28 protein-coding genes are annotated in these 22,210 nt (G+C 64.7%); 27 read left to right on the top strand and 1 reads right to left on the bottom strand.

Annotated elements, in window-relative coordinates; all coding sequences use genetic code 11:
- Positions 1 to 21 precede the first annotated feature (21 nt).
- The 26 genes from PXJ20_RS00735 (at position 22) to tatC (ending at position 20,119) form a co-directional block, all read left to right on the top strand.
- Positions 22 to 837, top strand: a complete 816-nt coding sequence (locus PXJ20_RS00735; protein ID WP_421029953.1) for a thiazole synthase — start codon at positions 22 to 24, stop codon at positions 835 to 837.
- Positions 834 to 1,934, top strand: coding sequence for a thiamine phosphate synthase (gene thiE, locus PXJ20_RS00730; RefSeq protein WP_421029952.1), 1,101 nt, complete (start codon positions 834 to 836; stop codon positions 1,932 to 1,934). Before PXJ20_RS00735 ends, thiE begins: the two co-directional genes overlap by 4 nt.
- A gap of 129 nt (positions 1,935 to 2,063) precedes the next feature.
- Entirely contained in the window at positions 2,064 to 2,882 is an 819-nt protein-coding gene (locus PXJ20_RS00725; RefSeq protein ID WP_017777209.1) for an ABC transporter ATP-binding protein, read from the top strand.
- The gene (gene mlaE, locus PXJ20_RS00720) at positions 2,879 to 3,646 is read left to right on the top strand and encodes a lipid asymmetry maintenance ABC transporter permease subunit MlaE (RefSeq protein WP_017777210.1); all 768 of its coding nucleotides are present in this window, start codon (positions 2,879 to 2,881) and stop codon (positions 3,644 to 3,646) included. Before PXJ20_RS00725 ends, mlaE begins: the two co-directional genes overlap by 4 nt.
- A gap of 90 nt (positions 3,647 to 3,736) precedes the next feature.
- On the top strand, positions 3,737 to 4,276 hold the full coding sequence (gene mlaD, locus PXJ20_RS00715) for an outer membrane lipid asymmetry maintenance protein MlaD (protein WP_026121930.1): 540 nt from the start codon (positions 3,737 to 3,739) through the stop codon (positions 4,274 to 4,276).
- 20 nt (positions 4,277 to 4,296) lie between these two features.
- The gene (locus PXJ20_RS00710; protein WP_421029951.1) at positions 4,297 to 5,259 is read left to right on the top strand and encodes a VacJ family lipoprotein; all 963 of its coding nucleotides are present in this window, start codon (positions 4,297 to 4,299) and stop codon (positions 5,257 to 5,259) included.
- 113 nt (positions 5,260 to 5,372) lie between these two features.
- The gene (locus tag PXJ20_RS00705) at positions 5,373 to 6,005 is read left to right on the top strand and encodes an MlaC/ttg2D family ABC transporter substrate-binding protein (RefSeq protein WP_126879346.1); all 633 of its coding nucleotides are present in this window, start codon (positions 5,373 to 5,375) and stop codon (positions 6,003 to 6,005) included.
- Entirely contained in the window at positions 6,002 to 6,280 is a 279-nt protein-coding gene (locus PXJ20_RS00700; protein ID WP_277596943.1) for an STAS domain-containing protein, read from the top strand. The genes PXJ20_RS00705 and PXJ20_RS00700 overlap by 4 nt, the downstream gene beginning before the upstream one ends.
- A gap of 223 nt (positions 6,281 to 6,503) precedes the next feature.
- Positions 6,504 to 7,430 carry an ABC transporter ATP-binding protein gene (locus PXJ20_RS00695; protein WP_421029950.1) on the top strand — a complete coding sequence of 309 codons (927 nt, stop codon included), beginning with the start codon at positions 6,504 to 6,506 and terminating at the stop codon, positions 7,428 to 7,430.
- Entirely contained in the window at positions 7,427 to 8,182 is a 756-nt protein-coding gene (locus PXJ20_RS00690) for an ABC transporter permease (RefSeq protein WP_126879349.1), read from the top strand. The genes PXJ20_RS00695 and PXJ20_RS00690 overlap by 4 nt, the downstream gene beginning before the upstream one ends.
- Before the next feature lie 15 nt (positions 8,183 to 8,197).
- Positions 8,198 to 8,437 (top strand): BolA family protein, encoded by a 240-nt coding sequence (locus PXJ20_RS00685; protein WP_114814027.1) that lies wholly within the window; start codon positions 8,198 to 8,200, stop codon positions 8,435 to 8,437.
- A 111-nt stretch (positions 8,438 to 8,548) separates the two neighbouring features.
- Positions 8,549 to 9,811 carry a UDP-N-acetylglucosamine 1-carboxyvinyltransferase gene (gene murA / locus PXJ20_RS00680; protein ID WP_017777218.1) on the top strand — a complete coding sequence of 421 codons (1,263 nt, stop codon included), beginning with the start codon at positions 8,549 to 8,551 and terminating at the stop codon, positions 9,809 to 9,811.
- A complete protein-coding gene (gene hisG, locus PXJ20_RS00675; RefSeq protein ID WP_017777219.1) occupies positions 9,808 to 10,506 on the top strand; it encodes an ATP phosphoribosyltransferase in 699 nt (232 codons plus the stop codon). The genes murA and hisG overlap by 4 nt, the downstream gene beginning before the upstream one ends.
- A gap of 27 nt (positions 10,507 to 10,533) precedes the next feature.
- Complete coding sequence (hisD, locus tag PXJ20_RS00670) at positions 10,534 to 11,853, top strand: histidinol dehydrogenase (RefSeq protein WP_413212626.1); 1,320 nt, start codon at positions 10,534 to 10,536, stop codon at positions 11,851 to 11,853.
- Between the two features lie 89 nt (positions 11,854 to 11,942).
- Positions 11,943 to 13,013: a histidinol-phosphate transaminase gene (gene hisC, locus PXJ20_RS00665; RefSeq protein WP_413212625.1), complete on the top strand. Its 1,071-nt coding sequence runs from the start codon at positions 11,943 to 11,945 to the stop codon at positions 13,011 to 13,013.
- 77 nt (positions 13,014 to 13,090) lie between these two features.
- Positions 13,091 to 13,678 carry an imidazoleglycerol-phosphate dehydratase HisB gene (gene hisB / locus PXJ20_RS00660; RefSeq protein WP_026121934.1) on the top strand — a complete coding sequence of 196 codons (588 nt, stop codon included), beginning with the start codon at positions 13,091 to 13,093 and terminating at the stop codon, positions 13,676 to 13,678.
- Between the two features lie 247 nt (positions 13,679 to 13,925).
- Positions 13,926 to 14,567 carry an imidazole glycerol phosphate synthase subunit HisH gene (hisH, locus tag PXJ20_RS00655; protein WP_421029949.1) on the top strand — a complete coding sequence of 214 codons (642 nt, stop codon included), beginning with the start codon at positions 13,926 to 13,928 and terminating at the stop codon, positions 14,565 to 14,567.
- A gap of 182 nt (positions 14,568 to 14,749) precedes the next feature.
- Entirely contained in the window at positions 14,750 to 15,502 is a 753-nt protein-coding gene (hisA, locus tag PXJ20_RS00650) for a 1-(5-phosphoribosyl)-5-[(5-phosphoribosylamino)methylideneamino]imidazole-4-carboxamide isomerase (RefSeq protein ID WP_421029948.1), read from the top strand.
- Between the two features lie 232 nt (positions 15,503 to 15,734).
- Entirely contained in the window at positions 15,735 to 16,508 is a 774-nt protein-coding gene (gene hisF, locus PXJ20_RS00645; RefSeq protein ID WP_413212623.1) for an imidazole glycerol phosphate synthase subunit HisF, read from the top strand.
- 1 nt (position 16,509) lies between these two features.
- On the top strand, positions 16,510 to 16,935 hold the full coding sequence (gene hisI, locus PXJ20_RS00640; RefSeq protein ID WP_042302628.1) for a phosphoribosyl-AMP cyclohydrolase: 426 nt from the start codon (positions 16,510 to 16,512) through the stop codon (positions 16,933 to 16,935).
- Entirely contained in the window at positions 16,932 to 17,297 is a 366-nt protein-coding gene (locus PXJ20_RS00635; protein WP_017777227.1) for a phosphoribosyl-ATP diphosphatase, read from the top strand. Before hisI ends, PXJ20_RS00635 begins: the two co-directional genes overlap by 4 nt.
- A gap of 131 nt (positions 17,298 to 17,428) precedes the next feature.
- Positions 17,429 to 17,824, top strand: a complete 396-nt coding sequence (locus PXJ20_RS00630) for a DUF4870 family protein (protein ID WP_413212621.1) — start codon at positions 17,429 to 17,431, stop codon at positions 17,822 to 17,824.
- Positions 17,825 to 17,893: 69 nt separating this feature from the next.
- Positions 17,894 to 18,262: a histidine triad nucleotide-binding protein gene (locus PXJ20_RS00625; protein WP_421029947.1), complete on the top strand. Its 369-nt coding sequence runs from the start codon at positions 17,894 to 17,896 to the stop codon at positions 18,260 to 18,262.
- A gap of 161 nt (positions 18,263 to 18,423) precedes the next feature.
- Positions 18,424 to 18,657, top strand: coding sequence for a Sec-independent protein translocase subunit TatA (gene tatA / locus PXJ20_RS00620; protein WP_017777230.1), 234 nt, complete (start codon positions 18,424 to 18,426; stop codon positions 18,655 to 18,657).
- A gap of 75 nt (positions 18,658 to 18,732) precedes the next feature.
- On the top strand, positions 18,733 to 19,305 hold the full coding sequence (gene tatB / locus PXJ20_RS00615; protein WP_413212620.1) for a Sec-independent protein translocase protein TatB: 573 nt from the start codon (positions 18,733 to 18,735) through the stop codon (positions 19,303 to 19,305).
- A gap of 34 nt (positions 19,306 to 19,339) precedes the next feature.
- Complete coding sequence (gene tatC, locus PXJ20_RS00610; protein ID WP_421029946.1) at positions 19,340 to 20,119, top strand: twin-arginine translocase subunit TatC; 780 nt, start codon at positions 19,340 to 19,342, stop codon at positions 20,117 to 20,119.
- Positions 20,120 to 20,174: 55 nt separating this feature from the next.
- Here the strand turns inward: tatC and PXJ20_RS00605 are convergent, their stop codons facing one another.
- A complete protein-coding gene (locus PXJ20_RS00605; protein ID WP_017777233.1) occupies positions 20,175 to 21,389 on the bottom strand; it encodes a Do family serine endopeptidase in 1,215 nt (404 codons plus the stop codon).
- A 19-nt stretch (positions 21,390 to 21,408) separates the two neighbouring features.
- Here PXJ20_RS00605 and PXJ20_RS00600 point away from each other — a divergent pair, with 19 nt between their 5' ends.
- On the top strand, positions 21,409 to 22,155 hold the full coding sequence (locus PXJ20_RS00600; RefSeq protein ID WP_421029945.1) for a Nif3-like dinuclear metal center hexameric protein: 747 nt from the start codon (positions 21,409 to 21,411) through the stop codon (positions 22,153 to 22,155).
- Positions 22,156 to 22,210: the final 55 nt, after the last annotated feature.

The following is a 22,210-nucleotide window of genomic DNA, read 5'->3' as shown; positions in this document are numbered from 1 at the left end:
ATCTGCAAAGGATTGTCTGCCATGACCACCTCCATTCCTGCCGACGCGCTCACGCTCTACGGCGAAACCCTCGCGAGCCGCGTGTTGCTCGGCACGTCGCGTTACCCGTCGCTGCAATCGCTGTCGCGCTCCATCGAGGCCGCGCGCCCCGGCATGGTGACCGTCGCGCTGCGCCGGCAAATGACCGAAGGCGGCGCGGAAGCCGGCTTCTTCGATTTGCTCAAGCGCCATGCCGTGCCGCTTCTGCCGAACACGGCCGGTTGCCAGACGGTGGCCGAGGCGGTGACGACCGCGCACATGGCGCGCGAAGTATTCGAAACCGACTGGATCAAGCTCGAACTGATCGGCGACGACTACACGCTGCAGCCGGACCCGGTCGGGCTGATCGAAGCGGCCGCCCGGCTCGTGAAGGACGGCTTCAAGGTGCTGCCGTACTGCACCGAAGATCTCGTGATCGGCCGGCGTCTGCTCGACGCGGGCTGTGAGGCGCTGATGCCGTGGGGCGCGCCCATCGGCACCGGCAAAGGCGTGATGAATCCGTACGCGATGCGCGTGCTGCGCGAGCGGCTGCCCGATGTACCGCTCATCGTCGACGCGGGGCTCGGCGTGCCGTCGCACGCGTGCCAGGTGATGGAGTGGGGCTTCGACGGCGTGCTGCTGAACACGGCCGTGTCGCAGGCGACGCATCCGGAGGCGATGGCGCGCGCCTTCGCGCTCGGCGTGGAAGCCGGACGCGAGGCCTACCTTGCTGGGCCGATGGCCGAACGGCAGACGGCGCAGGCGAGCACGCCCGTGGTGGGCATGCCGTTTTGGCATCAGGATGGGAGTGCAGCATGACCGAAAGATTGCCCTTGCCGGCGCGCGAGCTGTTCTGGCCGCCCGCCGATGAATTGACCGAGGCCGTCGAGCGCATCCGCGCCCGTCTTGGCGACTGGCCGCCCACGCATGCGCCCTGGCGCGTCTGCCTGACGGCTCCAGACGAGCCGAACGGCGGCGACCTGATCGTCGTGTCGAATGCATCGCACGCGGGCGAACACCTCGCGAGCTGGCTCGTGCGCGGCGCCGGCGTGATCGAAGCAGCCGAAGGACGCGCCACGTTGCATCTGGGCGGCGAGCGCTATGCGCTCGAAGGCCACCTCGCCGAAGACTGGATACCCGCGCTCGCAGCGTTCCTCGATTGCGGCTTCGATCCCCACGATGCGCTGACGCTCGCAATGGCCTGGCGCGACGGCGACGAACGGACCGCAGCCGACGCCTGGCCGAAGGACCTCGCGCGCTTTCCACGCGTGACCGGATTGCCTGCTGCGCCGGCGCAACCGTTCCCCGCGTGTCCCGCGCGCCTGGGGCTCTATCCCGTGCTGCCCACGGCCGACTGGGTGGAGCGCGTGCTCGACTACGGTGTGAAGACCGTGCAACTGCGGCTCAAGCAGGCCGAGCCCGACGTGCTGAAGGCGGAGATTGCGCGCTGCGTGGCGGCCGGCCGCCGGCACGACGCGCAGGTGTTCATCAACGATCACTGGCGCGAAGCGATCGAGGCGGGCGCGTACGGCGTGCATCTCGGCCAGGAAGACCTGCGCGTGGCCGACTTCGATGCGATTGCCGCGGCTGGACTGCGGCTTGGGCTCTCGACGCACAGCTATTACGAGATGCTCACGGCGCTGCACTTCCGGCCCAGCTACATCGCGCTCGGTGCGGTGTTTCCCACCACCACGAAGGTGATGCCCACGGCGCCGCAAGGGCTCGTGCGGCTCGGGCGCTATGTCCAGTTGCTGGGCGGCGTTGTGCCGCTCGTGGCGATTGGCGGCATCAGCGGCGATCTGCTGCCTGAGGTTCTTGCGACGGGCGTGGGCTCTGCGGCGGTCGTGCGTGCCGTGACGGAGGCCGCCGACCCTGCGGCCGCTGTTGCTGCATTGCAGCGGGAGTTTACGCAATAATCGTCCGACCAGACATCTGGCCTTAACCTCTCGATGTTTAGATTTGGTTAAGCGGGCGGGGCACGTCGCGGCAGCAACTTCATGATGGCCCTATAATTCGGCCTTCGTGTAAAAGGATTGTCAGCCCACGTGCCTTCTTCTTCTGAGACCCTTCTCGAGCTTCGCGACGTCGATTTCGGTTACGGCGACCGGCTCGTCCTCTCCGGACTGAACATGCGCTTCGCGCGTGGCCAGGTGGTAGCGGTCATGGGCGGCTCGGGCGGCGGCAAGACCACGGTGCTGCGGCTCATCGGTGGCCTCGTGCGCGCCCAGCGCGGCCAGGTGCTGTTTCACGGAGAGGACGTCGGCGCGCAGACGCGCGAAGGCCTCTACGCCTTGCGGCGCAAGATGGGCATGCTGTTCCAGTTCGGCGCGCTGTTCACCGATATGTCGGTGTTCGAGAACGTCGCGTTCGCGTTGCGCGAGCACACCGACCTGCCCGAAGAACTGATCCGCGACCTCGTGCTGATGAAGCTGAACGCAGTGGGCCTGCGCGGCGCGCGTGACCTCGCACCGTCCGAGGTGTCGGGCGGCATGGCGCGGCGCGTGGCGCTTGCGCGGGCCATCGCGCTCGACCCCGAACTCATGATGTACGACGAACCGTTCGCCGGCCTCGACCCGATTTCGCTCGGCATCACGGCGAATCTGATCCGCACGCTGAACCACGCGCTCGGCGCGACCTCGATTCTCGTCACGCACGACGTGCCGGAATCGTTCGCGATTGCCGACTACGTCTACTTTCTCGCGAACGGCCGGGTGCATGCGGAAGGCACGCCTGATCAACTGCGCGCATCGAGCGACCCCACCGTTCGCCAGTTCATCGACGGCGCGCCGGACGGCCCGTTCCGCTTTCATTACCCCGCTGCCAGCCTCGGTGCGGATTTCGGCATGGGCGGGGGGAGCGCATGATCAGTCTGATCGGAAGCCGCGTCATCGCGGGGCTCGTGCGCGCCGGTTACGGCACGAGGCTCTTCCTGCGCCTGCTGCTCGAGTTCTTCCCGTTGCTGCGGCGTCCGCGCCTCGTGACGAAGCAGATTCATTTCGTCGGCAACTACTCGATCGTGATCATCGCGGTATCGGGCCTGTTCGTCGGCTTCGTGCTCGGTCTGCAGGGCTACTACACGTTGAATCGCTACGGCTCCGAGCAGGCGCTCGGTCTGCTCGTCGCGCTTTCGCTCGTGCGTGAACTCGGGCCGGTGGTCACGGCGCTGCTGTTCGCGGGCCGCGCGGGCACGTCGCTCACGGCCGAGATCGGTCTGATGAAGGCAGGCGAGCAACTTACCGCGATGGAAATGATGGCCGTCGACCCGGTTCGCGTGGTGATCGCGCCGCGCATGTGGGCTGGCGTCATTGCGATGCCCGTCCTCGCGGCCATTTTCAGCGCCATTGGCGTGCTGGGCGGCTACGTGGTGGGCGTGCTGCTGATCGGCGTCGATTCCGGTGCGTTCTGGTCGCAGATGCAGGGCGGCGTGGACGTCTGGAGCGACGTGGGCAACGGCGTGATCAAGAGTGTCGTGTTCGGTTTCGCCGTCACGTTCGTGGCGTTGTTCCAGGGCTACGAGGCAAAGCCGACGCCTGAAGGCGTATCGCGGGCCACGACGAAGACAGTGGTGTATGCCTCGCTCGCGGTGCTCGGCCTCGATTTCCTGCTGACCGCATTGATGTTCAGCTAGCGCGGCATGCGCCGCGCGGCCTGTGGAGCGCCTGAGCGCGCCCCGCCGCCCGGCGCTGTGCCGCAGCAACGGTTTCTCATTGGGATGACGATGAAAAAGACTGCTCTCGACTTCTGGGTCGGCCTGTTCGTGGTGGCGGGCTTCATTGCGCTGCTGTTCCTTGCGCTGAAAGTCGGCAACATGAGCTCGCTGTCGTTTCAGGCGACCTATCCGGTCAAGCTCAAGTTCGACAACATCGGCGGGCTGAAACCGCGTGCGCCGGTGAAGAGCGCGGGCGTGACGGTGGGCCGCGTGGCGTCGATCAACTTCGACACGAATACGTACCAGGCGCTCGTCACGATCGATCTGGACAAGCAGTACCAGTTCCCGAAGGACACCTCGGCCAAGATCCTCACGTCGGGTCTGCTGGGCGAGCAGTACATCGGGCTCGAGCCGGGCGGCGACAGCGAAATGCTGAAGGCCGGCGACACGATTGCCATGACGCAGTCGGCCATCGTGCTCGAGAACCTGATCGGGCAGTTCCTGTACAGCAAGGCGGCGGACTCGGGGGCCGCGAAGCCCGCCGCAGGCGCAGCACCACCCGCTCCGGCGGCGCCCGCGGTGGCGGCGCCTGCCTCCGGCACCCAATAAGAACACGGAGAACAAGAACGATGAAAAACGCACCCATTCGTCGCACTGCGGTGGCTCTTGGGGTGGTCGCACTGGCAGGCTGCTCGACGGTGCAGACGCCGACGAAGGAAGACCCGCTCGAAGGCCTGAACCGCACGATCTTCACCTTCAACGACAAGGTAGACCAGTACGCGCTCAAGCCCGTGGCGCGCGGCTATGTCAAAGTCACGCCGCAGCCCGTGCGCGACAGCGTCACGAACTTCTTTTCGAACATCGGCGACGTCTATATCGCTGCCAACAACCTGCTGCAGTTGAAGATCACGGACGGCGTGGAAGACATCATGCGCATCGTGATCAACACGGTGTTCGGCGTGGGCGGCCTGTTCGACGTGGCCACGCTCGCGAAGCTGCCCAAGCACAACCAGGATCTGGGCTTGACGCTCGGCCATTACGGCGTGCCCGCGGGCCCGTACCTCGTGCTGCCGTTGTTCGGGCCGAGCACGGTGCGCGACGCCGTGGGTTCCATCGGCAACTATTATGTGAACCCGCTCAGCTACATCGATCCGCCGGGCCTCAGCTGGGGGCTTTACGGTCTCAACATCGTGAATACGCGCGCGAACCTGCTGGGCGCGGGCGACGTGCTGGAAGCGGCCGCCATCGACAAGTATTCGTTCGTGCGCAACACGTATCTGCAACGGCGCCAGTCGCTGCTGTCCGACGGGTCCTCCGCCGCGTTGCCGAACTACGACGAAGGTGCACCGCTGCCGAAGTACGAAAACGTCGAGGACGGCGCCGCACCGGCCGCAGGCGCATCCAGTGCTGCCGCAGCGGCGGCCGCCAGCGGTGCTGCTGCGCCTGCGGGCGCTTCCGGTACGGCGGCCAATGCTTCGCCCGCATCGGATACGGCCGTACCGGGTCTTGTGCCCGGAACCGAAACGACGGTGCCGGCCGGCCAGATCGTGCCGCCCGCGCGTTTCGGCTATCCGTCGCTCAAACTGCACTGAGCGGGCACCGTAACACCTGGAAACGACTGTCGCAGTTTGCGTATGGAGCCGGCCAGAACTTGCGTGCTATCGTCGGCTCCAATAACTGCGTTTTTCCAACAGCAGGAACCCACATGAAAAAGTTCTTCCTCATTCCGCTGCTTCTCGCGTTCTTTTCTTTCACTGGCGTCGCGTCCGCGCAGAGTTCGGACACCACCTCGCCTGACGGCCTGATCAAGACGGTCACCACGCAGGTCATGGATACGATCCGCGGCGACAAGTCCATCCAGAAGGGCGATATCAGCGAGATCACGAAGCTCGTCAACGAAAAGATCCTGCCCTACACGGATTTCCGCCGCACCACACAGCTCGCCATGGGCCGCGCGTGGCGCACGGCCACGCCGGAACAGCAGGCCCAGCTCGTCGACCAGTTCAAGATGCTGCTGATTCGCACCTATGCCGGCGCGCTTGCCCAGGTTCGCGACCAGCAGATCCAGTACAAGCCGTTCCGTGCGAATCCTGACGATACGGACGTCGTCGTGCGCTCGGTGGTTATGAACAACGGCTCGCCGGTCGAGCTCGACTACCGTCTGTACAAGACACCGCAAGGCTGGCGCGTGTATGACATCAACGTGCTGGGCGCATGGCTGATCCAGGCCTACCAGCAGCAGTTCAACGAGAAGATCCAGCAAGGCGGCGTGGACGGTCTGATCCAGTTCCTCACGCAGCGTAACCAGCAGCTGGCATCGGGCAAGGTCTCGTCGTGAGTCGCTTCGAAACCGGCGGCGCGCTGACCCACGCGAGCGCGAACGCCGCGCTTGCGGCTGGCCTCCAACGCATTGCCGCCGGCGCCACGGTGGTGGACTGCACGCCGCTCACCCAGTTCGATTCGTCGGCGCTTGCCGTGTTGCTCGCATGGCAGCGCGCCGCGACGAAGCGCGGCGCGGCGCTCGAAATCGTCAATCTCCCCACGGGGCTCGCCAGCCTCGCGCAGGTCTACGGCGTCGACACGCTGCTCACGTCGCAACCCGCCCGACATTGATGCCCGGCACCGGCGCACGCCGAGCCGGGCCATCTCCTTCCTCTGCTGCTTCTCCAGATTCCCCATGCGGGCGAGGGCATGCCACTTTGCCCTATAATCAAGCGTTTTTTTGGGGCTTCAGGCCGCGTGAGCTGGCCCCAAAAGCATGCGGTTACAGCAGACCTTTGCACCACACCTATCGCACCTATCAGGCGCCGCCGCCCTGCGAAGCGGCGCACCAGTCATGCCAGCCATAGAAATCCGCAACGTCAGGAAGCGCTTCAAGGAGTTGCAGGCGCTCAAGGGCGTCAGTCTCACGGTAGAAGAAGGCGAATTCTTCGGGCTGCTCGGCCCGAACGGCGCGGGCAAGACCACGCTCATCAGCATTCTCGCGGGGCTCTCGCGCGCCGACGAAGGCACGGTGAAGGTACTGGGCCACGACGTGGTGAGCGACTTTCGCGCCGCGCGGCGCGCGCTCGGAGTCGTTCCGCAGGAACTCGTCTTCGATCCATTCTTCACGGTTCGCGAAACGCTGCGCATCCAGTCTGGCTATTACGGCCTGCGCAACAACGACGCCTGGATCGACGAGGTGATGGCTAACCTCGACCTCACCGAGAAGGCGGACGTCAACATGCGCGCGCTCTCGGGCGGCATGAAGCGCCGCGTGCTCGTAGCGCAGGCGCTGGTGCACCGGCCGCCCGTCATCGTGCTCGACGAACCCACGGCGGGCGTGGACGTCGAGCTGCGTCAGACACTCTGGAAATTCGTATCGCGCCTGAATCGCGAGGGACACACCATCGTGCTCACGACGCACTATCTGGAAGAAGCCGAGGCGCTGTGCGATCGCATTGCGATGCTGCGGCGCGGTGAAGTGGTCGCCCTGGACCGTACGAGCGCCTTGCTGCAGCGCTTCGCGGGCATGCAGCTCTTCGTGCGTTTTGCGACCGGCGTGCTGCCGGTCGAACTGCGCGCGCTCGAAGTGGACTCCACCAACGTACAGGGACACCAACATCTGCTGCGTCTGTCGAGCTACGACGACGTGGAACGCATCCTCGCACAGTGCCGCGCGGCGGGCTGCACATTCGACGAAATCGAAGTCCGCAAGGCCGATCTCGAAGACGTGTTCGTGCAGATCATGAACGGTCCCGAAGTGGTCGAGGGGCTGGCATGAGCGGATTTCGCACCCTCTTCTACAAGGAAGTGCTGCGCTTCTGGAAGGTGTCGTTCCAGACCGTGCTGGCACCCGTCATCACCGCGCTGCTTTATCTCACCATCTTCGGCCACGCACTGCGCGACCACGTCCAGGTGTATGCGGGCGTCGAGTACACGAGCTTCCTGATACCCGGCCTCGTGATGATGAGCGTGCTGCAGAATGCGTTCGCCAATAGCTCGTCGTCGCTGATCCAGTCGAAGATCACGGGCAACCTCGTGTTCGTGCTGCTGCCGCCGCTGTCGCACTGGGAGATGTTCGGTGCTTACGTGCTGGCTTCCGTCGTGCGCGGCCTCGCGGTGGGCGCAGGCGTATTCGTGGTGACGATCTGGTTCATTCCGGTGAGCTTCGCGGCGCCGCTCTACATCGTGCTGTTCGCGCTGCTCGGTTCGGCGATTCTCGGCACGCTCGGGCTCATTGCCGGCATCTGGGCCGAGAAGTTCGATCAGCTCGCCGCATTCCAGAACTTTCTGATCATGCCGCTCACGTTCCTTTCGGGCGTGTTCTACTCCACGCACACGCTGCCGCCCGTGTGGCGCGAGGTGTCGCGGCTCAATCCGTTTTTCTACATGATCGACGGCTTTCGCTATGGCTTTTTCGGCGTGTCGGACATCGACCCGCTCGCAAGCCTTGCGATCGTCGCCGGTTTCTTCGTGGCGCTAGCCGTGCTCGCGATGCGCATGCTCGCATCCGGCTACAAGCTGCGTCACTGACGAGGAGCCTCTTCCATGTTGCCGACTCCCGAGCAGATCAAGCAGTACATCGCGGCAGGCCTCGCCTGCCAGCACCTCGAAGTCGAGGGCGATGGTCAGCATTTCTTCGCGACCATCGTTTCGGCGAATTTCGAGGGCAAACGCCTCATTCAGCGACATCAACTCGTGTATGCCGCCCTCGGCGACCGCATGCGCGAGGAAATCCACGCGCTCAGCATGAAAACCCTGACGCCTGCCGAATGGCAGAACGCATAATCTGGAACATCAGTGCGAATCACACAGGAACAAGGCGACGCCGCGAGCGGCGCCGCGAACGAACAACGTTCGACGCCGGCCGCGGGCCGGGCAGAAGAGGAAACCAGAGGTATGGACAAACTCGCGATAGTCGGGGGCCGCAGGCTCGCAGGTGAGATCACCGTTTCGGGCGCGAAGAACGCGGCGCTGCCCATCCTGTGCGCGAGCCTGCTCACGGCGGACCCGGTGGATCTCGACAACGTGCCGAATCTGCAGGACGTGCGCACCACGCTCAAGCTGCTCGGCCAGATGGGCGTGCGCACCGAATACGCGGACGGCCGCGTGCATCTGGATGCATCGAAGGTCGACAACCTCGTTGCGCCGTACGAGTTGGTGAAGACCATGCGCGCGTCGATTCTCGTGCTCGGTCCGCTCGTGGCGCGCTTCGGCGAGGCCAAGGTGTCGCTGCCGGGCGGCTGCGCGATCGGCGCGCGTCCGGTGGACCAGCACATCAAGGGCCTGCAGGCGATGGGCGCCGAGATCAACATCGAGCACGGCTTCATCGAAGCCCGCGCGAAGCGCCTGAAGGGCGCGCGCATCATCACGGACATGATCACCGTGACGGGCACCGAAAACCTGCTCATGGCCGCGGTGCTGGCCGATGGCGAAACGGTGATCGAAAACGCCGCGCGCGAGCCCGAAGTGGGCGACCTCGCCACGCTGCTCGTGCAGATGGGCGCGAAGATCGAGGGCATCGGTACGGACCGCCTCGTGATCCAGGGCGTCGAACGCCTCTCGGGCGCGCACCACAAGGTGATTCCGGACCGCATCGAGGCCGGCACGTTCCTGTGCGCGGTCGCGGCTGCGGGCGGCGACGTCGTGCTGCGCCGCGTGCGTCCGCAGATTCTGGACGCCGTGATCGACAAGCTGCGCGAAGCGGGCGTGAGCATCGAGGAAGGCGACGACTGGATGCGCGTGCGCATGGAGGCGCGTCCGCGTGCCGTCAACGTGCGCACTTCCGAATATCCGGCGTTCCCGACCGACATGCAGGCGCAGTTCATGGCGCTCAACGCGATTGCGGACGGCACGTCGCAGGTTGTCGAGACGATCTTCGAAAACCGCTTCATGCACGTTCAGGAACTGAACCGGCTGGGCGCGAACGTGACCATCGACGGCAATACGGCACTCGTGAACGGCGTGGGCAAGCTTTCGGGCGCCAAGGTGATGGCCACCGACCTGCGCGCGTCGGCAAGCCTCGTGATCGCGGGCCTCGTGGCCGAAGGCGAGACGCTGATCGATCGCATCTACCATCTGGACCGCGGCTACGACCGTATGGAAGCGAAGCTCACGGCGGTGGGCGCCGAAGTGAGACGTATCAAAGGGAGCGCGGCATGAGTTCGGTGCCGCAAACGTCGTCGTCGAGCGCGGCGAGCGCGCCTTTGACGCTCGCGCTTTCCAAGGGTCGCATCTTCGAAGAGACGATGCCGCTCCTCGCCGCGGCCGGCGTACACGTGACGGAAGACCCGGAAACCTCGCGCAAGCTGATCCTGCCCACGAGCGATGCCAACGTGCGCGTCATCATCGTGCGCGCAACCGATGTGCCGACCTACGTCGAATACGGCGCAGCCGACTTCGGCGTAGCAGGCAAGGACGTGCTGCTCGAACACGGCGGCAGTGGTCTGTATCAGCCCATCGACCTCGACATTGCGCGCTGCCGCATGTCGGTGGCGGTGAAGGCCGGCTTCGACTACGCGAGCGCGGTTCGCCAGGGCGCACGCCTGCGCGTGGCGACGAAATACGTGAACACCGCGCGCGAGCACTTCGCGGCCAAGGGCGTGCACGTCGATCTGATCAAGCTCTACGGCTCGATGGAACTTGCACCGCTCGTCGGTCTTGCCGATGCGATCGTCGATCTGGTGAGCTCGGGCGGCACGCTGCGCGCGAACAATCTTGTCGAGGTCGAGGAGATCATGAATATCTCCTCGCGCCTCGTGGTGAACCAGGCCGCGCTGAAGCTCAAGCGCGCGGCGCTGCGCCCGTTCATCGACGCGTTCGAACGCGCGTCGCGGCGCGCAGCGGACGCCGCCTGAGTGCGGCCGAAACGGACGGATATCAACATGGCTATCAGCATTCGCAAACTCGATTCCAGCGCCAACGGGTTTCGCGACGCGCTGCACGCGGTGCTCGCGTTCGAGGCGAGCGAAGACGAAGCGATCGAGCGCTCCGTTGCGCAGATTCTCGCGGACGTGAAGTCGCGCGGTGATGCGGCGGTGCTCGAATACACCAACCGCTTCGACCGCCTCGCGGCGTCGAGCGTGGCTGCGCTCGAACTGCCGTTCGTGGAGCTCGAAGCGGCGCTCGAAGGGCTGGAGCCGAAGCAGCGCGCAGCGCTCGAGGCCGCGGCGGCGCGCGTGCGGGCTTACCACGAGAAGCAGCGTATCGAATGCGGCAGCCATAGCTGGCAATACACCGAAGCCGACGGTACGGTGCTCGGCCAGAAGGTGACGCCGCTCGATCGCGTCGGCATTTATGTGCCGGGCGGCAAGGCGGCGTATCCGTCGTCGGTGCTGATGAATGCGATTCCGGCGCGCGTGGCCGGCGTGCGCGAAATCGTGATGGTCGTGCCTACGCCCGACGGCGTGAAGAACCCGCTCGTGCTGGCCGCGGCACTCCTGGGCGGCGTGGATCGTGTGTTCACGATCGGCGGCGCGCAGGCGGTGGGTGCACTCGCGTATGGCACGGAGTCGGTGCCCGCGGTGGACAAGATTTGCGGGCCGGGCAATGCGTATGTGGCCTCGGCCAAGCGCCGCGTGTTCGGCACGGTGGGCATCGACATGATCGCCGGTCCCTCCGAAATCCTCGTGCTCTGCGACGGCACCACGGACCCGCGCTGGGTCGCGATGGACCTGTTCTCGCAGGCCGAACACGACGAGCTGGCGCAGTCGATCCTGCTGTGTCCCGACGAGGCCTTTATCGGCCGCGTGGAAGACGCTATCACGGAGCTGCTGCCCATCATGCCGCGGGCCGACGTGATCCGCGCCTCGCTCGAAGGGCGGGGCGCGCTCGTCAAGGTGCGCGACATGGAAGAAGCGTGCGCGATTGCCAACGAGATCGCGCCGGAGCACCTCGAAATCTCCGCGCTGGAACCGCAGCAGTGGGCCAACGAGATCCGTCACGCGGGCGCCATTTTCCTTGGCCGTTACACGAGCGAAAGCCTGGGCGACTACTGCGCCGGCCCGAACCACGTGCTGCCTACGTCGCGCACCGCGCGCTTTTCGTCGCCGCTCGGCGTCTATGATTTCATCAAGCGTTCGAGCCTGATCGAGGTGAGCGCCGAAGGCGCGCAGACGCTCGGCGAGATCGCTGCGGAACTCGCGTACGGCGAAGGGCTGCAGGCCCACGCGCGCAGTGCCGAATACCGCATGAAGCACAACTGACGCGCAGACAGAGACAGCAACCCCGGCGGCGCGCAGCGTGTGCGGCCGCCCTGTGAGACCGGCTTCCTCGCACGGACCGGTCCCCCACCATGACTACACCACAAGACATCATTCGCCGCGACGTGCTCGCCATGACGAGCTACCCGGTACCGGACGCGAGCGGCTTCGTGAAGCTCGACGCGATGGAGAACCCGTTCGCGCTGCCCGAGGCGCTCGCGGCGAAGCTCGGCGAGCACCTGGCCGCTGTCGCGCTCAATCGCTATCCCGCGCCGCGCCCGGAAGCGCTGATCGCGAAGATCAAGCGCACGATGAACATTCCGGCCGAGTGCGACGTGCTGCTCGGCAATGGGTCGGACGAGATCATCAGCATCATCAGCACGGCGTGCGCGAAGCCTGGTGCGAAGATTCTCGCGCCGGTGCCCGGCTTCGTGATGTATCAGGTGAGTGCGAAGCTCGCGAACGTGGAATTCGTGGGCGTGCCGCTCAAGGCCGACTTCACGCTCGACGTCGATGCGATGCTGGCCGCGATCGCGGAGCATCAACCCGCCGTGGTCTGGCTCGCCTATCCGAACAATCCCACGGGCACGCTGTTCGACGGCGGCGAGATGGAACGCATCATCGCGGCGGCGACGAAGAGCCTCGTCGTGATCGACGAGGCTTACCAGCCGTTTGCGCAGCACAGCTGGATGCCGCGCGCCGCGGCATTCGACAACGTCGTTGTGATGCGTACGGTTTCGAAGCTTGGCCTCGCCGGCATCCGGCTCGGCTATCTGGCGGGCCTGCCCGCGTGGCTCAACGAGTTCGACAAGGTACGTCCCCCGTACAACGTGAACGTGCTGACCCAGGCGGCGGCCGACTTCCTGCTCGATCACGTGGACGTGCTCGACGCTCAAGCGGCCCAATTGCGCGACGAACGCACGAAGCTGGCGGCAGCCGTCGCGCAGCTGCCCGGCGCGGAGGTGTTTCCGAGCGCGGGCAATTTCCTGCTGGTGCGCGTGCCCGATGCGGCGGCAACCTTCGAGACGCTCCTCACCGCGCGGGTGCTGATCAAAAACGTGAGTAAAATGCACCCATTGCTGGCAAATTGCGTGCGCCTGACGGTGGGGTCCCCCGACGAAAACGCGCAGCTTCTCGCAGCCCTGAAACTCATATTGCACTGACTGGCTGACCGCTCGTGAAGCGAGTGGTCGCCGTTTTGCCTCTCATCTCCCTATTTGGCTCGACTGAAGAAATGACCATGCGCGTGGCGGAAGTCGTTCGCAACACCAGCGAAACGCAGATCCGTGTGAAGATCGACCTCGACGGCACGGGTCAGCAGAAGCTGGCCACCGGCGTGCCGTTTCTCGACCACATGCTCGACCAGATCGCCCGGCATGGTCTGGTGGATCTGGACATCGAGGCGCATGGCGACCTGCATATCGACGACCACCATACTGTCGAAGACGTCGGCATCACGCTGGGCCAGGCGGTGGCGAAAGCCGTGGGCGACAGGAAGGGCATTCGCCGTTACGGCCACGCCTACGTGCCGCTCGACGAGGCGCTCTCGCGTGTGGTGATCGACTTTTCCGGCCGTCCGGGCCTCGAATTTCACGTTCCGTTCACGCGCGCGCGCATCGGCACGTTCGACGTGGACCTGTCGATCGAATTCTTTCGCGGCTTCGTGAATCATGCCGGCGTGACGCTTCATATCGACAATCTGCGCGGGCTCAATGCCCACCATCAGATGGAAACTGTGTTCAAGGCGTTTGGCCGCGCGCTGCGCATGGCCGTCGAAATCGACGAACGTGCAGCGGGGCAGATTCCGTCCACTAAGGGCAGCCTCTAGGATTGCGCGAGCCGGCGTCCCAGGCGCGTGTGCCGAAATGGGGCGCTGTAGCGCTGGGACTTACTCGGCGTTGCGTGCGCGCCGTGATTCGACGTCCGGCCGGATAACCGTAAAGCAGTACAGACGGAAGGCGGCCCTGGACCAGCAAGACGCGCGCTGCACCATCCGCCGTCAGCAGCAAACATTGACTTTCCCGGCACAGCTTCCAGCTATGCTGTCGCCAGACAAGGCCGCGGCCTGATTCGACATGAAAACTTCGATTGCGATTGTGGACTACGGAATGGGCAACCTGCGCTCGGTTGCCCAGGCGCTGAAGAAAGCGGCGCCGGAAGCCGACGTGGCTATCGTCGACCGGCCCGAGGCGATTCGCGCCGCAGACCGCGTCGTGCTGCCCGGCCAGGGTGCGATGCCTGACTGCATGCGCTGCCTCGGCGAATCGGGGCTGCAGGAAGCCGTGATCGCAGCGTCGCGTGAAAAGCCGTTGATGGGCGTTTGCGTGGGCGAGCAGATGCTGTTCGACTGGAGCGCCGAAGGCGACACGCCTGGCCTCGGCCTGCTGCCCGGCAAGGTGGTGCGCTTCGCGCTGGAGGGCCAGTTGCAGGACGACGGGTCTCGCTTCAAGGTGCCGCAGATGGGCTGGAACCGCGTGCGTCAGACGCAACCGCATGCCATGTGGGACGGCGTGCCCGACGGCAGCTTCTTCTACTTCGTGCATAGCTACTACGTGGTGCCCGACAACGAGGCGCACACGGTAGGCGAGACGGTGTACGGCGTGACCTTTACCTCGGCGGTGGCGCGGGATAACATTTTTGCGACCCAATTTCACCCCGAAAAGAGCGCCGAGGCCGGATTGCGGCTGTATCGCAACTTCGTGCAATGGAATCCATAAGCGCGTTCGGCCACCTGTGGCGGCAACCGGTTTCTGCCGGAATGCCGCGTGTCCAAACCGGCGTGACGCCTGCAAGGGCGCCGAAAGACTTGTACTAAACTAGCGAAACGTCGTCCCGACGGGCTGTATGTGCCCGTCAAGGGCGGCGGTACCCAAATTCTTCCCAGACAACACCGATTGCTATGCTGCTGATTCCGGCCATCGATCTCAAAGACGGTCAATGTGTGCGCCTCAAACAGGGCGATATGGACCAGGCGACCATTTTTTCCGAGGAACCGGCAGCCATGGCGCGGCATTGGGTCTCCCGTGGCGCGCGGCGGCTCCACCTCGTGGATCTGAATGGCGCGTTTGCCGGCAAGCCGAAGAACGAGGAGGCCATCCGCGCGATCATCGCGGAAGTGGGCGACGAAGTTCCGGTGCAGCTGGGCGGCGGCATCCGCGATCTGGACACGATCGAGCGGTATCTCGACGACGGCCTCTCGTACGTGATCATCGGTACGGCCGCAGTGAAGAACCCGGGCTTCCTGCAGGAAGCGTGCACGGCGTTTGGCGGCCACATCATCGTCGGGCTCGATGCGCGCGACGGCAAGGTTGCCACGGACGGCTGGAGCAAGCTCACGGGCCACGAAGTGATCGACCTCGCACGCAAGTTCGAAGACTACGGCTGCGAGTCGATCGTCTATACGGACATTGGCCGGGACGGCATGCTCCAGGGCATCAACATCGAAGCAACCGTGCGCCTCGCGCGCGCCGTGAAGATTCCGGTGATCGCGAGCGGCGGCCTTTCGAATCTGGGCGACATCGACGCGCTGTGCGAAGTCGAGGACGAAGGCATTGAAGGCGTGATCTGCGGCCGCGCGATCTACTCCGGCGATCTGGACTTCGCGGCAGCGCAGGCCCGCGCGGACAGCCTGCGCGAATCAGACGACGCCTGAGGCGCGGCTCGCGCCGCGGCGGCGGTATTCGGCGGGCTGCACATAGGCTGCCCACGAGCGGCACACGATTCGCCCGATACGCTCGATACGTCGTCTACGGGCGGCGAGAAAACGGCACGAAACGGTGCGAAACGACGCGATAGGCGCCCCGGCACAGGCACCGAAAACCGTCTCAAACAACGCCTTATCACGCGGCACAGCGCCGCACGGCTCACCACTGGCACGATCGATCATGGCTCTGGCTAAACGCATCATCCCCTGTCTCGACGTCACGGCTGGACGCGTGGTCAAGGGCGTCAACTTCGTCGAACTGCGCGACGCCGGCGACCCGGTCGAAATCGCCCGCCGCTACGACGAGCAGGGCGCCGACGAGCTCACCTTTCTCGACATCACCGCCACCTCCGACCAGCGCGATCTGATCCTGCCGATCATCGAGGCGGTCGCCTCGCAGGTGTTCATTCCGCTCACCGTGGGCGGCGGCGTGCGCACCGTGGAAGACGTGCGGCGCCTCCTGAACGCGGGCGCGGACAAGATCAGCATGAACTCGTCGGCGGTTGCGAATCCGCAGCTCGTGCGCGATGCCACCGGCAAGTACGGCTCGCAGTGCATCGTCGTGGCGATCGACGCGAAACGTGTCTCGGCCGAGGGCGAAACGCCGCGCTGGGAGGTGTTCACGCACGGTGGGCGCAAGGCGACCGGCCTCGACGCCGTGCAGTGGGCGCAGCAGATGGCCGAGCACGGCGCGGGCGAAATTCTTCTCACCAGCATGGACCGCGACGGCACGAAAAGCGGTTTCGACCTCGCGCTTACGCGCGCCGTGTCGGACGCGGTGCCGGTGCCGGTGATCGCGTCGGGCGGGGTCGGTTCGCTCAAGGACCTTGCCGACGGCATCACCGAAGGTCACGCGGACGCCGTGCTGGCCGCGAGCATCTTCCACTACGGCGAGCACACCGTGGGCGAGGCCAAGCGCTTCATGGCCGAGCGCGGCATTTCGGTGAGGTTGTGACGTGACGAACGCACCGGCAACGAAGGCGAGCGAGGCAAGCTGGCTCGACAAGGTTCACTGGGACGCGAACGGACTCGTGCCCGTGATCGCCCAGGAAGCTGCCACGGGCGACGTGTTGATGTTCGCGTGGATGAACCGCGAGGCGCTCGCGAAGACGGTCGAAACGGGCCGGGCGGTGTACTTCTCGCGCTCGCGGCAGCGGCTGTGGTTCAAGGGCGAAGAGTCGGGGCACGTACAGCACGTGCACGAAGTACGGCTCGACTGCGACGAGGACGTGGTGCTGCTCAAGGTCGAGCAGGTCTCCGGAATCGCCTGCCACACCGGCCGCCACTCCTGCTTTTTCCAGAAATTCGAAGGCACGGCAGACGACGGCGAGTGGGTCGCGGTCGATCCCGTGCTGAAAGATCCTGAACACATCTACAAATGACGCAATCCACCACCGACACGCTGCTGCGCCTCGCGGCCGTGATCGATAGCCGCAAGGGCGGCGACCCCGACGTTTCGTACGTGTCGCGCCTTTTCCACAAGGGCGACGATGCAGTGCTCAAGAAGATCGGCGAGGAGGCCACCGAAGTGGTGCTCGCCGCCAAGGACGTGCGTCAGGGCGGCGCGCCCACAAGCCTCGTGGGTGAAGTCGCGGACTTGTGGTTCCACTGCCTCGTCATGCTTTCGCATTTCGACCTGAGTCCGGCCGACGTGCTGGCCGAGCTGGAGCGCCGGGAAGGGCTGTCCGGGCTCGAGGAAAAGGCGTTGCGCAAGAGCCGCGAGCGCGAGCAGAACGGCGACTGAAGCCGGCTTCTGCACGAGCACGCCGCTAGCGGACCACAAGCGCACGCGGTTTTGACGCTGCCGGGATGCAGCCGGGCGCGCGGCTGCTACCATCTTCAATACCAGCTTGCCATCGCAACAGGGAGACAAAGATGGAGCAATCGCCCGGCGGATATCCGCCTCCCTCGTACCACAACGCGCTGGACGCGGATCGCCTGCGCGGCCTGCGTACGCTCACACACGTGCTCTACGCGCTCTACGCCGTGTATTGGCTCACCGGCGGCATCTCGGTGCTGGTCGCGATCATCATCAATTACCTGAAGCGCGGCGACGTGGCCGGCACGCCGTACGAACAGCACTTCGAGTGGCAGATCCGCACCTTCTGGATGGGACTGATCGCTCATCTGATCGGCTTCGCGCTCATCATCGTCGTGATCGGCATTCCGATTTTGTGGGCTGTCGCCATCTGGACGTTGTACCGTATTATCAAGGGCTGGCTGTTTCTGTACGACAACAAACCCCTGCTGAACCCGCGCGGGTGGTTCTGACCGGTCGTTGCGAGCTACCTTGCGTCCCTATTTGCACACAGCGTGCCCCAAAGCGCATCAGGAATACCCATGAGTCACGACCGCAGCAGCTGTCTTTTCTGCAAGATCGCCGATGGCGCGATTCCCAGCAACCGCGTCTATGAGGACGACGAATTCCTCGCCTTTCGCGATATCCGTCCGGCGGCCGAAACGCACGTGCTCGTGATCCCGCGCCAGCACATCGCCACGCTCTCCGATTGCACCGAAAGCGACGCCCCTCTGCTTGGTAGAATGTTTGTGGTGGTCGCGCGCATCGCAAAGGAGCTGGGTGTGTCCTACACGGGCGGCGAAACCGGTTTCCGGACGGTGGTCAACGTGGGTCCCGGTGGCGGGCAGGAGGTATACCATCTGCACGCGCATATCCTGGCGGGGCCGCGTCCGTGGCAGCGCATGGGCTGAAGGTCGCGGCACGACACGGTTGGTACACGTGCGCGAGGCATGATGGCTGCGTTCAGTACGAAGAGCATTGAAGGAGCTTTTGAGGCTCCAGGTCCGGCAACCGTCCGGATCGTCAATCGCCGCGCCAAAGCGCGGCAGCGGGGTTAAGGAGAGTTTTGATCATGGGTTCGTTGAGTATCTGGCACTGGCTGATTGTTCTGCTGATCGTGGCGCTCGTGTTCGGCACGAAGAAACTGCGCAATATCGGCAGCGATCTGGGCGGTGCGGTGAAGGGCTTCAAGGAAGGCATGCGCGACGCCGACGCGCCGTCGGACGCGCAAAAGCGCGAGCTGGCCGAGTCGAACACGGTGGACGTCGACGCGAAGGAAAAAGCGCGTTCGGGCGACTCGCGCTAAGGTTTCGCACGGCGCCCGCCTTAGCGGCGTACGCCTTTTCCCTTTCCTGTTCCGGACTGACGGAAGCTTCCATTCATGCTGGACCTCGGTCTCACCAAGATGGCGCTGATCGGCGTCGTCGCGCTCGTTGTTCTCGGGCCAGAGCGGCTGCCGCGCGTCGCACGCACGGCAGGTGCGCTGTTCGGTCGCGCGCAGCGTTACATCAACGACGTGAAGGCGGAAGTCACGCGCGAAATCGAACTCGACGAACTGCGTCGCATGAAGACCGAGTTCGAAAACGCGGCGCAGAACGTGGAGACCACCATCCATGACAACCTGCGCAAGCACGAAACCGAGCTGAACGAGGCATGGAACGCAGGGACATCGGTTTCGCCGAGTGTGGCGGGCGGTGCAGATCCGGCCGCGCTGGGGGGCGACACCTCCGGTACCACGGGCGGCAGCACCGGCAGCTTCTGGAACAACAGCCTGGCATCCGCGGGCGGATCGAGGCGCAGCCGGGGCGGCAAGAGCTGGCGCGTCAAAACGACTGCCACGCCGGTATGGTACAAACGCGCCACGTTGCGCCGCACGCGCGTGCAGTCGGGTGCCGCGCGCGTTGCACGGCACACGCCCGAAAGCCTGCGCCGCCCTACGCGCTTCTTCTTCTGATGTCCCGAGCGACCATCTCCAACCGAGGGCCGGTGTGAGCGACCCCCAGCATAACCAGCACGAAGGCACTGAAGAGACCTTCATCTCCCATCTCGTCGAACTGCGCGACCGCATCATCCGGGCCGGTATTGCCGTCATTGTCGTGTTCGTGGGGCTTGTCTACTGGGCACCGGACATCTTCAGGCTGCTCGCGCGGCCGCTCATGCAGAACCTGCCGAAAGACGGAAAGATGATCGTCACCGACGTCACCGGCTCGTTCTTCGTGCCCATGAAGGTGACGATGATGGTCGCATTCGTCATCGCGCTGCCCGTGGTGCTGTACCAGATCTGGGCGTTCATCGCGCCCGGGCTCTACCAGCACGAAAAGCGGCTCGTGGCACCGTTGGTGGTAAGCAGCTATTCGCTTTTCCTGTGCGGCATGGCATTCGCGTATTTCGTGGTGTTTCCCACCATCTTCCGCGTGATGGCGCACTACAACGCGCCGCTGGGCGCGGAGATGACCACCGACATCGATAACTACCTGAGCTTCGTGCTCACCATGTTCCTCGCGTTCGGGGTGACGTTCGAGGTGCCCATCGTCGTGGTGCTGCTGGTGCGCATGGGTGTGCTTTCGGTGAAGAAGCTGAAGGAGATCCGGCCTTACGTGATTGTGGGCGCGTTCGTCGTGTCCGCGGTCGTGACGCCGCCCGACGTCTTTTCCCAACTGATTCTCGCGGTGCCCCTCATCGTTTTGTATGAGGCGGGGATTATTGCCGCGCGGCTCTTCGTCTCGAAGCCCGCGCCGGCTGCCGACAGCAGCGAAGCGGCCAACTGAAGCGAAGGGCGCCCACTTAGTTCTCCCGCCCGGGCCGCCCTTTCATCCGAATTCCTCAGCCCCCGTCGTCCGAGCCGTCATCCTGATCGGATTGCTGCTTCGGCGGCGGAGGCCGCTTGCCGATCATCACGTCGAGGTCCAGCGGCCGGTTCTTGCGCACGAGGTGCACCTTCGCGTCCGTGCCCGGCTTGATCTGCGCGATCACGTTGAGCAGGCGCGTGGTGTCCGTGATCTCTTCCCCGTTCACGCTCAGCAGGATGTCGCCGGGCTTGATGCCGGCCTTGTCCGCGGGGCCGTCGCGCAGCACGCCGGCCACAATCGCGCCGGACTTCTGGTCGAGACCGAACGACTCCGCAATCTCCGGCGTCACGTCCTGCGGCTCCACGCCAATCCAGCCGCGCGTCACCGTACCCGTCGTGATGATGCTTTCCAGCACGCTGCGCGCCGTGGAAACCGGAATGGCGAAGCCGATGCCGAGTGAGCCGCCCGAGCGCGAGTAAATGGCCGTGTTGATGCCGAGCAGGTTGCCGTTCACGTCGACGAGCGCGCCGCCCGAGTTACCCGGATTAATGGGCGCGTCGGTCTGGATAAAGTTTTCGAACGTGTTGATGCCGAGGTGATTGCGACCGAGCGCGCTGATGATGCCCATCGTCACCGTCTGGCCGACGCCGAACGGGTTGCCGATGGCGAGCACCACGTCGCCCACACGCGTCTGGTTCATGCGACCCAGCGTGATGACCGGCAGATTCGGCAGATCGATCTTCAGCACGGCGAGGTCCGTTTCGGGGTCCACGCCGATCACTTTTGCGGTGGTGGTGCGTCCGTCGGAGAGCGCGATCTCGATCTGGTCGGCGCCGTCCACCACGTGCTGGTTCGTTAGAATGTAACCTTCCGGGCTCACGATGACGCCCGAACCGAGATTCGCCGCCGGCTGGTCCTGTTGCTTGCGGCTGTTGTTGCGGTCGCCGAAGAAGTAGCGGAACAGCGGGTCTTTGGCGCGCGGGTCCGGCGGCAGGGAGCCGTCCTTGCTGGAAAACACGTTGACGACCGCGGGCATCGCTTTCTGGGCCGCGTCGGCATAAGAGCCTTGTGCCGGGCCGTTGCCGATGCCTGGCGCCACTTCCCGCAACGCGACAATAGGCGCGGCGAGTTGCTTGCCGAATTGTCCCTGACGCTGCAGCCACTGCGGTTTCAGCGTCGCGATAATGAACATCAGCGCGAGCAATACCGTCACCGCCTGGGCGAAGAACAGCCAAAAGCGTCTAAGCATCTGAAGATAGAGGAATTATATGGATCGCATCGAACTGGAATTGTATCTGAACAATCTTCTCGATATTGCGCGGTTCAAGGACTATTGCCCGAATGGGCTCCAGGTGGAAGGCCGGCGCCGCATCGAGAAAATCGCCACCGGTGTCACCGCGTCGCTTGCGTTCGTCGAAGCCGCGCTGGAGTGGGGCGCTGACGCGCTACTCGTCCATCACGGCTACTTCTGGCGCAATGAGCAGCCGCAAATCACGGGCCGCAAATATCGACGCCTGCGCGCGCTGCTTGCCAACGACCTCAATCTGTTCGCCTATCACCTGCCGCTCGACGACCATCCCGAGTACGGCAACAACGCGCAACTGGGCGCGCGGCTCGGCCTGATCGGCGAGACGCGCTTCGGCGAGAACGGTATCGGCTGGATGACGACTCTGCCCATGCCCGTCACCCTCGCTCACCTCGTGGCGCAGGTCGAGCACACGCTGGGCCGGGCGCCACTCGTGCTGGGCGACCCAGACTGGGAACTGCGCCGCATCGCGTGGTGCACGGGCGGCGCGCAGGGCTACTTCGACGACGCCATCGAGGCCGGCGCGGACGTCTACCTGACAGGCGAAATCTCGGAGCAGACCACCCATACCTCGGCCGAAAGCGGCGTCGCGTTCGTTGCCGCGGGGCATCACGCCACCGAACGCTTCGGCGTACAGGCGCTCGGTGCGCATTTGTCCGAGGCTTTCGACATCGAGCATGTCTTTATCGATATCCATAATCCCGTCTGATTGGCAAAAATTTACCGGAACGCAGAACGCGCTTAAAAGCACGATAGAAAAAAGT

This window comes from Paraburkholderia sp. A1RI_3L, assembly GCF_048957895.1.
Lineage (GTDB): Bacteria > Pseudomonadota > Gammaproteobacteria > Burkholderiales > Burkholderiaceae > Paraburkholderia > Paraburkholderia kururiensis.
This window is presented reverse-complemented; position numbering and strand designations above follow the sequence as displayed.

Bases quoted from the DNA above. Each gene is read 5' to 3' on its own strand.
- PXJ20_RS00735 (WP_421029953.1), top strand. From the start codon at position 22: ATGACCACCTCCATTCCTGCCGACGCGCTCACGCTCTACGGCGAAACC.
- thiE (WP_421029952.1), top strand. From the start codon at position 834: ATGACCGAAAGATTGCCCTTGCCGGCGCGCGAGCTGTTCTGGCCGCCC.
- mlaE (WP_017777210.1), top strand. From the start codon at position 2,879: ATGATCAGTCTGATCGGAAGCCGCGTCATCGCGGGGCTCGTGCGCGCC.
- mlaD (WP_026121930.1), top strand. From the start codon at position 3,737: ATGAAAAAGACTGCTCTCGACTTCTGGGTCGGCCTGTTCGTGGTGGCG.
- PXJ20_RS00710 (WP_421029951.1), top strand. From the start codon at position 4,297: ATGAAAAACGCACCCATTCGTCGCACTGCGGTGGCTCTTGGGGTGGTC.
- PXJ20_RS00705 (WP_126879346.1), top strand. From the start codon at position 5,373: ATGAAAAAGTTCTTCCTCATTCCGCTGCTTCTCGCGTTCTTTTCTTTC.
- PXJ20_RS00695 (WP_421029950.1), top strand. From the start codon at position 6,504: ATGCCAGCCATAGAAATCCGCAACGTCAGGAAGCGCTTCAAGGAGTTG.
- PXJ20_RS00690 (WP_126879349.1), top strand. From the start codon at position 7,427: ATGAGCGGATTTCGCACCCTCTTCTACAAGGAAGTGCTGCGCTTCTGG.
- PXJ20_RS00685 (WP_114814027.1), top strand. From the start codon at position 8,198: ATGTTGCCGACTCCCGAGCAGATCAAGCAGTACATCGCGGCAGGCCTC.
- murA (WP_017777218.1), top strand. From the start codon at position 8,549: ATGGACAAACTCGCGATAGTCGGGGGCCGCAGGCTCGCAGGTGAGATC.
- hisG (WP_017777219.1), top strand. From the start codon at position 9,808: ATGAGTTCGGTGCCGCAAACGTCGTCGTCGAGCGCGGCGAGCGCGCCT.
- hisD (WP_413212626.1), top strand. From the start codon at position 10,534: ATGGCTATCAGCATTCGCAAACTCGATTCCAGCGCCAACGGGTTTCGC.
- hisC (WP_413212625.1), top strand. From the start codon at position 11,943: ATGACTACACCACAAGACATCATTCGCCGCGACGTGCTCGCCATGACG.
- hisB (WP_026121934.1), top strand. From the start codon at position 13,091: ATGCGCGTGGCGGAAGTCGTTCGCAACACCAGCGAAACGCAGATCCGT.
- hisH (WP_421029949.1), top strand. From the start codon at position 13,926: ATGAAAACTTCGATTGCGATTGTGGACTACGGAATGGGCAACCTGCGC.
- hisA (WP_421029948.1), top strand. From the start codon at position 14,750: ATGCTGCTGATTCCGGCCATCGATCTCAAAGACGGTCAATGTGTGCGC.
- hisF (WP_413212623.1), top strand. From the start codon at position 15,735: ATGGCTCTGGCTAAACGCATCATCCCCTGTCTCGACGTCACGGCTGGA.
- PXJ20_RS00635 (WP_017777227.1), top strand. From the start codon at position 16,932: ATGACGCAATCCACCACCGACACGCTGCTGCGCCTCGCGGCCGTGATC.
- PXJ20_RS00630 (WP_413212621.1), top strand. From the start codon at position 17,429: ATGGAGCAATCGCCCGGCGGATATCCGCCTCCCTCGTACCACAACGCG.
- PXJ20_RS00625 (WP_421029947.1), top strand. From the start codon at position 17,894: ATGAGTCACGACCGCAGCAGCTGTCTTTTCTGCAAGATCGCCGATGGC.
- tatA (WP_017777230.1), top strand. From the start codon at position 18,424: ATGGGTTCGTTGAGTATCTGGCACTGGCTGATTGTTCTGCTGATCGTG.
- tatB (WP_413212620.1), top strand. From the start codon at position 18,733: ATGCTGGACCTCGGTCTCACCAAGATGGCGCTGATCGGCGTCGTCGCG.
- PXJ20_RS00605 (WP_017777233.1), bottom strand. From the start codon at position 21,389: ATGCTTAGACGCTTTTGGCTGTTCTTCGCCCAGGCGGTGACGGTATTG.
- PXJ20_RS00600 (WP_421029945.1), top strand. From the start codon at position 21,409: ATGGATCGCATCGAACTGGAATTGTATCTGAACAATCTTCTCGATATT.